Here is a 7,628-nt window from a genome sequence, read left to right as displayed (position 1 = left end):
GGCCGGCTCCACGCGGGGTTGGATTCGAGCAGAGCCGGCCAGCGGCCGGCACTACCCGGTGGGCTTCATGCGGAGCCGGCCAGCGGCCGGCACTACCGATCAGGGCTTGATCGGTGCCGTCGAGGCCGGGGCCTCGGGCTTGGCCGGTGCGGGCGCAGCCGGTGCAGCCGCAGGCTGTTCGGCTGGCTTTGCCTCTGTAGGCTTTGCCTCTGCTGGCTTTGCCTCTGCTGGCTTTGCCTCTGCTGGCTTTGCCCCTGCCCCTGCCCCTCCCGCTGCCGGCTTGGCCGCCGGCTTCTTCGCCGCCTCGGCCTTCTGCCTGGCCAGCACCGAACCCGGCTGCTTCAGTTCGGCCAGGGCATCGTTGATCGGACCGTCGCCGGGCAGCACGTCACCGGCCTTGTAACCCTCGGTGCCTTCTTCGTCGCCACGCAGGTGGCCCGGAAGGGTGGCTTCGCTGTAATCGGTCAGGCTGGCCGGCAGCTCGTCATCACCCGGGCGCTTTTCCGGCTGCAGCAGCACGTCCGGGATGATGCCGGTGGCCTGGATGGACTTGCCGCTCGGCGTGAAATACCGCGCGGTGGTGAGTTTCACCGAATCACCGTTGTCCAGCGGCAGCACGGTCTGCACCGAGCCCTTGCCGAAGGTGCGGCTGCCGACCACGCGGGCACGGCCGTTGTCGCGCAGGGCACCGGCCAGCACTTCGGAGGCGCTGGCCGAGCCGGCATCGGCGAGGACGACGACCGGGGCGCCCTTGAGCAGATCGCCCGGGGTCGCATCGAAGCGTGCATCGCTGATCGAGATGCGGCCACGGGTGCTGACGATGTTGCCCTTCTCGAGCAGATCGTCGGCCACCTGCACGGCGGCGGTGAGCAGGCCACCCGGGTTGCTGCGCAGATCCAGCACCAGTCCCTTGAGCTTGCCACCGGCCTGCTGCTGCAGCTGGGCGACATGCTTCTGGAAATCGGCACCGGTGTCGGCCTGGAAGGTGCTCAGGCGGATGTAGCCATACCCGGGTTCAAGCATCCTGCTGCGCACGCTGGTGACGCGGATGGTCTCGCGGGTCACCGTGACATCGAACGGCTTGGGCTTGCCCTCGCGCACCAGGGTCAGCACGACCTTGGTGCCCGCGGCGCCACGCAGCGGTTCGGTCGCTTCGATCGCGCTGATCGGCTTGCCGTCGATGGCGATGATCAGATCGCCCGCCAGGATGCCCGCGCGCGTTGCCGGGGTATCGTCGATCGGCGAAATGACTTTCAGGCTGCTGTTGTCGGGCTGCTGCTGCAGCTCCACGCCGATGCCATCGTAGGCGCCGTTGGCCTGCTCATCGAAGGCCTCGGCGTCTTCCTTGTCGAAGTAGGTGCTGTGCGGATCCAGGTCCAGCAGCAGGCCGCGGATCGCGGACTGCATCAGCTTCTTGTCGTCGACCGGATCGACGTAGGCCGCGCGCACCGCGTTGTACACCGCAGCGTAGCGGCGGATTTCTTCCAACGGAACCCGTGAGGTCACCGCTTCTTCCGTGGTGGCCGCATCGGCCCCGCGTGCCGGCGCTTCAGCGGTCTGCTGCGCCCAGGACACCGCGGGCAACAGGGCCAGCAGCAAGGTGGCGGAACGGGCTACGCGCATGAAGCACTCCAGGATGAGCGGGGGACGGTTATCCACGCACCACGGTGCGTCGCCCGATTATGCGCGAAGCGACGGTAAATTCCCGTTGAATCCCCTGCACGGCGGCGCCCCCAGGTTGGGTGCGGTTTATCGCCGCTGCAGCCAGCTGCCCGGATCGACCGGCTGCCCATTGCGACGCAGTTCGAAGTAGAGCGCGGTCACGCCCTGCCCGCCGGAATTGCCGACCTTGGCCACCGCCTCACCCTTCTTCACCGTGGCGCCGGCATCGCGCAGCAGGGTGTCGTTATGGGCGTACAGGCTCATGTAGCCGTTGCCGTGATCGACGATCAGGATCATGCCGTAGCCGGTCATCCAGTCGGAGAACACCACCGTGCCATCGGCGACGGCGGTAATCGTGCTGCCGGCCGGCGCACCGATCAGCACGCCACTGCTGGTGCGGCCATCGGGCAGCTTGCCGCCATAGCGCGCGAGCAGGTTGCCGGAGAGCGGCCAGCCCAGCCCACCCACCTTCGGCGGCGGCGCGGAGGCGACCGCAGGCGGCGTCTTGGTCGCGCGCGGCGGCGGGCGCGTGCCGCTGGCAGCCGCGGCACGATCGGCCTTGTCGGCAGCGGCTTTTTCCGCGGCGGCACGTCGCGCGGCAGCCCGGCGTTCGGCCTCCGCCCGGGCAGCGGCGGCACGCAGGTTGGCGAGCAGGGTTTCCAGCGCCTTGGCGTCCTGGCCCAGCGCCTTTTCGCGTTCGCTGCGATCCTTGTAGCGCTCATCCAGCGTCGCCACCGTGGCCGCCCGTTCGCGGCGATCATCGGCCAGCGTGGCGACCTGCTGCTTCTGCTGCTGCCGGGTCCCTTCCAGCGCCTTGCGGCGCTCGACGATCTCCGTCTCCACGCGCTGGAGTTCGGTGAGATCCGCCGTCAGCGACTGGATGCGCTGCGCACGCTCGCGCTGCAGGTACCGGTGATAGGCCAGGCTGCGGTTGGCATCGGCGACGCGATCCTGCGACAGCAGCAGCTTCAACGGTGCGTTGTTGCCGATGCGGTACGCCGCGCGCAGCAGCGACGCCAGCTCCGCCCGCTGCTGTTCCAGCCCGGCCTGCAGCGCATCGCGCTTGGCCTGCAGCTCGTTCATGGCACGGGTTTCGCGTTGCAGCGCGGTTTCGGTCTGGGCCAGGACACGGCCGGTGCGGGCGACCTTCTCATCGGCTTCGCGCAGCTGGCGCGAAGCCTGCCCGCGCTGACCTTCCAGGTTCCGCCGCTCCTGGGCCACGCCCTTGAGCTCGCTGCGCAGCTTCTGCAGCTTGCGCTCGGCTTCCTTGGAGGACTGGGCGGCGAGCGGGCTGGCGCCCAGCACGGCCACCGCCAGCAGCAGCGCACGCAACGTCGGGGTCAGCCACTGCGAGCGACCGCGTCCGTCGGTCGGATTGTTATCCCGGCGTGAGGAGAAGGCGTTGTGGCGCAAGGGCTTTCCAGTGACTTCAGGCAGATGCGGATTGCAACGATGCATGGTGACATTCCTGCAGGCGGCCTGCCAGCCGCGCTCCACCATCGAGGTTCCCATGAAACGCTCCCTGCTTCCGCTGCTGCTGGTCCTGGCGCTGCCCTGTGCGCCGGCCTTCGCAGGCGACAACATCAGCAAGGTCAACGGCAGCATCTCTGCCGAGGCCGGCCAGAGCTACGGCAATCTGGAGACGGTCAACGGCGGCATCAAGGTCGCCGAAGGCGCCGTCACCGGTCGCATCGAAACCGTCAACGGCGGCATCCGCGTCGCCGATCGCGCGCGGACCGGCGGTATTTCCACGGTCAACGGCAGCGTGCGGGTCGGGCGCGAAGTGATTGCCGGCGGCGGCGTGGACACGGTCAACGGCGGCATCTTCCTGGATCGCGGCAGCCAGATCGACGGGGGTCTGGAGACCGTCAACGGCAGCATCGGCCTGGTCGAGACGCGCGTGGCGGGCGGCATCGAGACGGTCAACGGCGACATCACGGTCGGCGTGGGCTCGCAGGTCGACGGCGGGATCGAGGTGAAGAAGCCGAACTTCAACCTGTCGCTGACCCCCGGCCGCAAGCCACGCGTGATCATCGGGCCGAATGCGTCGGTCAACGGACCGTTGCAGTTCGAACGCGAGGTCACTCTCTACGTCCACCGCACCGCGCGGGTGGGACCGGTCAGTGGTGGCGTGGCCGTGCCGTTCGACACCGACACCGCGCCGCAGGATTGATATTGTGCTCTCTGGTGCGATGTGCACCCGCCTTTCCCGTTCCAGGAACCGATGATGCCCCGCAAACTTCTGTTGTGCCTTGCCGCTGCCGCTGCGTTGACCGCGTGCAAGGGCGAATCCGCGGCGCCTGCCGCCGCGCCCGCCACCGACGCGGCGCCGACCGCGCCCAGCCACGCGTTTTCGCCCGAGATCAACGCCGGCGACTTCGCCGAGCTGGTCAAGACCCTGGCCTCGGATGAGTTCGAAGGCCGTTCGCCGGGCAGCAAGGGCGAAGAGCTGACCGTCAACTACATCCGCGACCAGATGCAGCGCATCGGCCTGCAGCCGGGCAATGGCGACAGCTGGTTCCAGGATGTCGCGATGACCGAGACCACGGCCGATGAGTCGACCGTGCTGAAGCTCGACCAGGCCGGCAAGGCCCGCGAGCTGAAGTTCGGCACCGACATGGTGATCGGGACCCGCAGTGGCCAGCCGGAGGTGAAGGTCGAGAACAGTGACCTGGTGTTCGTCGGCTACGGCGTGGACGCGCCCGAGCAGAAGTGGAACGACTATGCCGGCCAGGACTGGAAGGGCAAGACGGTCGTGATGTTCGTCAACGACCCCGGTTTCCACGTCAACGACGGGAAGCTGTTCGACGGCAAGCGCATGACGTACTACGGGCGCTGGACGTACAAGTTCGAGGAAGCCGCACGCAAGGGTGCGGCCGCCGCGCTGATCGTGCACGACACCGCCGGCGCGTCGTACGGCTGGGACGTGGTCAAGAATTCGTGGGCCGGTCCGCAGTACGACCTGCCCGCCAAGGATGATCCGGAAGCACGCCTGCCGGCGCAGGGCTGGCTCAGCGCCGATGCCGCCCGCCAGCTGTTCGCCGAGGCCGGCCTGGATCTGGACAAGGCCTACAAGGACGCCAGCAAGCGTGGCTTCAAGCCGGTGCCGTTGAAGGCCAAGGTGTCGTTCGACCTGAAGAGCACCGTCGCCGAGAAGAAGTCGCGCAACGTGGTCGGCGTGCTGCCGGGCAGCAAGCGGGCGGACGAAGCGGTGCTGTACATGGCGCACTGGGATCACCTGGGCAAGCACGAGGGTGAGCAGGGCGACAACATCTACAACGGTGCCGTCGACAACGCGACCGGCGTGGCCGGCATCCTGGAAGTCGCCGACGCGATGGTCCACCAGCAGCCTACCCCGGAGCGTTCGGTGGTGTTCCTGGCGGTGACGCTGGAAGAGTCGGGCTTGTTGGGCTCGAAGTATTACGTCAGCCATCCGACCTTCCCGCTCGACAAGATCGCCGGCGTAATCAACATCGATGCGATGTCGGTGGCGGGCCGTGCCAAGGACGTGACCGTGACCGGTTTCGGCAGCTCCGAGCTGGAGGACATCCTCAAGCCGCTGGCGGCGAACCAGGGCCGTACCCTGCACGGCGAGACCGCGGTGCAGAGCGGCTTCTACTTCCGTTCGGATCACTTCAACTTCGCCAAGGCGGGTGTGCCGGCGTTGTATGCGGACGGTGGTGAAGATCTGCGCGACGGCGGTGTCGAGGCTGGCCGCAAGGCCGCCGAGGACTACGGCAGCCACCGTTACCACGGCCCGAAGGATGAGTTCGATCCGGCGACCTGGAAGCTGGATGGCACGGTCGAGGACCTGCAGCTGCTTTACGGGGTTGGTCAGGAGCTGGCTGGCGGCGACCGTTGGCCGAACTGGTATGAAGGCAATCCGTTCAAGGCGGCACGCGATGCGATGATGAAGGGCAAGGGCACCGAGGCGCCGGCTGCGGAGTCTGCGCGCTGAGCGGTTGGTTGCTGTGAGGTGATCTTTGTTTGATGAAAACGGCGCCTTCCGGGGCGCCGTTTTTCTTGGGTGTTCTCCCACCTGAGGGGAGAAGGCGAATCGGACGTACGCGTGATCGCGATGGACGAGTTTGCGAAAATTAGCTGGGAAGGCTCAGCCAGAGGTAAGTCCCAGCTCTTTGATCTTCCCCCACGGCATGATGGTGACCCCGTCGCATTCGCCTGGAAGGACGCCGTTAGAGTTGGCTTTCGAGACAATCCCATGGCCGTTATTGCCTCTGACCACGGCCGCACCGCTGTCCCCCGGAGCGCAGGCGAGCGCCTCGCCCTCGATACGTATCCAAGTGCTGGCGCAGGGCAACGTTTGACCGGGCCCGCACGCCAAGCCGGGGTTCCAGTCAACGCTGATCACCTTGGCGCAACTCCAGCCGGATCTAACCCGCCGGAAGCAAAGCTCCTGCCCAAGCTCTGCACCCGCCCACATGTACATGATTGAGCGCGTGTTGTAGTCCGAGGTTGAAACGGCATAGACGGACCGAAGGGGGGGTGTGAACCCCTGCCGTATGCCACTGAACGTCGTGACTTGCGTCGTCAATGCCGTCCACATACGTCAAGGGCGTCGAGAACTTACCCTCCCCAGTGCCGTAGTTGCCGTAAATGAGATCGTTGGGACAATGCGCCGCTGTCGTGATCCCCTTTCTTCCTGTGGCCGTGTGCTTGACGGGAAAACCCGTCGTGCAAAACGAATTGTTGTTTTGAAGCACCGCGCCGCCTTGGATGTACTCGACATTGCGTGACTTGGACATGTTTGGTCTGAGAGTGATTGCGAAGCCCAGAACCCGCTCAAGCTTCTTGACCGTGGTCTGAAGCTCTTCCGCTGTTTCCTCATTTCCTTCGATGTAGATCACCAGCCGATCCTCACCTGGCCGACCTAGGAACCCGGTGGCGCCAGGTATGGCGCTGTAGAGAAGATCCATGTGTTTATCGAGGATGGCGTAGAACTCTTGCTTGGTATACGTGTGCCCCGTCTCAAAAACCACCCGGGTCGTGCCACTTTCAGTCCGGACGACGCGGTCTGCGACGGCACCGGCACCTTTCAGTTCGACAAGAATGTGTTGGTCGGGGGTATGCTGAAGGGAGATCTCCGTCAACCTGTCTGAGAACTCCTGCCGCAAGTCCTCCATCGATTGCATGATCTCGGTCTGAATGGCAAGCCGTGTGATGGCATCGTCGACGGACACTTCGGGATTCCGAGTGATGTAACTCTTCACCAGCGTCTGCATCTCCTCGCCCAGCTCCGAGTCCGGGTCGGGCACCTGCGCCCAGACGTTGGCGGTCAGGCAAAGAGCGATAGAACAACCTAGAAGCTTCCATTTCATAGGGGTCTCCGTGTCCCTGTGGGTTGATCCCAAGCCATCCCAACGGCCAGAGAAAAAGCAGGCTAACAGTCAGAACAAGCAGCTGCACTGACAGAGCTCACAACAAGCCAGGTTCTATATGGCCGAGGGATTGTTCACGGGAAAGCGTTGCGGTCTCAGCAACAACGTGAATCGCCCCGGCTTCTGTAGACACCCCGAAGCCTCATTTTGATTGCTGCTTTTCGAACCCAAGCGAAGAACAAAAAAAACCCCGCTGCGTGAGCAGCGGGGTTTTGGGTGTAAACCCTGGCGATGACCTACTCTCGCATGGCTTAGGCCACACTACCATCGGCGCAGCTGCGTTTCACTTCCGAGTTCGGGATGGGATCGGGTGGTGCCACAGCGCTAATTTCACCAGGGAGACGGTTGGAGCAGCGCGGTGCGCCAGCTCAGCAGAGGTCTCTTCCGAGAAACAGATACCTGTAAAAACCAGGTGCCTGCAAAAAAGGAAAAACCCGCTGCGTGAGCAGCGGGGTTTTCGGGTAAAAACCCTGGCGATGACCTACTCTCGCATGGCTTAGGCCACACTACCATCGGCGCAGCTGCGTTTCACTTCCGAGTTCGGGATGGGATCGGGTGGTTCCACAGCGC

General features: G+C 65.1%; 5 protein-coding genes and 2 rRNA genes. 2 read left to right on the top strand and 5 right to left on the bottom strand.

What is annotated here, in order from left to right; all coding sequences use genetic code 11:
* Positions 1-99: 99 nt before the first annotated feature.
* Both ABE473_RS18540 and ABE473_RS18535 read right to left on the bottom strand, forming a co-directional pair.
* The gene (locus tag ABE473_RS18540) at positions 100-1,623 is read right to left on the bottom strand and encodes a S41 family peptidase (RefSeq protein ID WP_346490506.1); all 1,524 of its coding nucleotides are present in this window, start codon (positions 1,621-1,623) and stop codon (positions 100-102) included.
* Between the two features lie 126 nt (positions 1,624-1,749).
* Entirely contained in the window at positions 1,750-2,982 is a 1,233-nt protein-coding gene (locus tag ABE473_RS18535) for a peptidoglycan DD-metalloendopeptidase family protein (protein ID WP_346490507.1), read from the bottom strand.
* A gap of 190 nt (positions 2,983-3,172) precedes the next feature.
* Here ABE473_RS18535 and ABE473_RS18530 point away from each other — a divergent pair, with 190 nt between their 5' ends.
* Together ABE473_RS18530 and ABE473_RS18525 are read left to right on the top strand one after the other, a co-directional pair.
* Complete coding sequence (locus tag ABE473_RS18530; RefSeq protein ID WP_346490505.1) at positions 3,173-3,835, top strand: hypothetical protein; 663 nt, start codon at positions 3,173-3,175, stop codon at positions 3,833-3,835.
* Positions 3,836-3,889: 54 nt separating this feature from the next.
* A complete protein-coding gene (locus ABE473_RS18525; protein WP_346490504.1) occupies positions 3,890-5,620 on the top strand; it encodes a M28 family metallopeptidase in 1,731 nt (576 codons plus the stop codon).
* A 433-nt stretch (positions 5,621-6,053) separates the two neighbouring features.
* Here ABE473_RS18525 and ABE473_RS18520 read toward each other — a convergent pair whose 3' ends face one another.
* The 3 genes from ABE473_RS18520 to rrf (ABE473_RS18510) form a co-directional block, all read right to left on the bottom strand.
* The gene (locus ABE473_RS18520; protein WP_346490503.1) at positions 6,054-6,998 is read right to left on the bottom strand and encodes a hypothetical protein; all 945 of its coding nucleotides are present in this window, start codon (positions 6,996-6,998) and stop codon (positions 6,054-6,056) included.
* A 283-nt stretch (positions 6,999-7,281) separates the two neighbouring features.
* Positions 7,282-7,396: ribosomal RNA gene (gene rrf, locus ABE473_RS18515) — 5S ribosomal RNA — on the bottom strand.
* Between the two features lie 130 nt (positions 7,397-7,526).
* Positions 7,527-7,628, bottom strand: a 5S ribosomal RNA gene (gene rrf / locus ABE473_RS18510); the annotation flags it as partial.

Source organism: Stenotrophomonas sp. TWI700 (genome assembly GCF_039673645.1).
GTDB lineage: Bacteria > Pseudomonadota > Gammaproteobacteria > Xanthomonadales > Xanthomonadaceae > Stenotrophomonas > Stenotrophomonas maltophilia_AA.
Note: the sequence above shows the minus strand (reverse complement) of the source record. Positions and strands in the feature narration are given on the sequence as shown.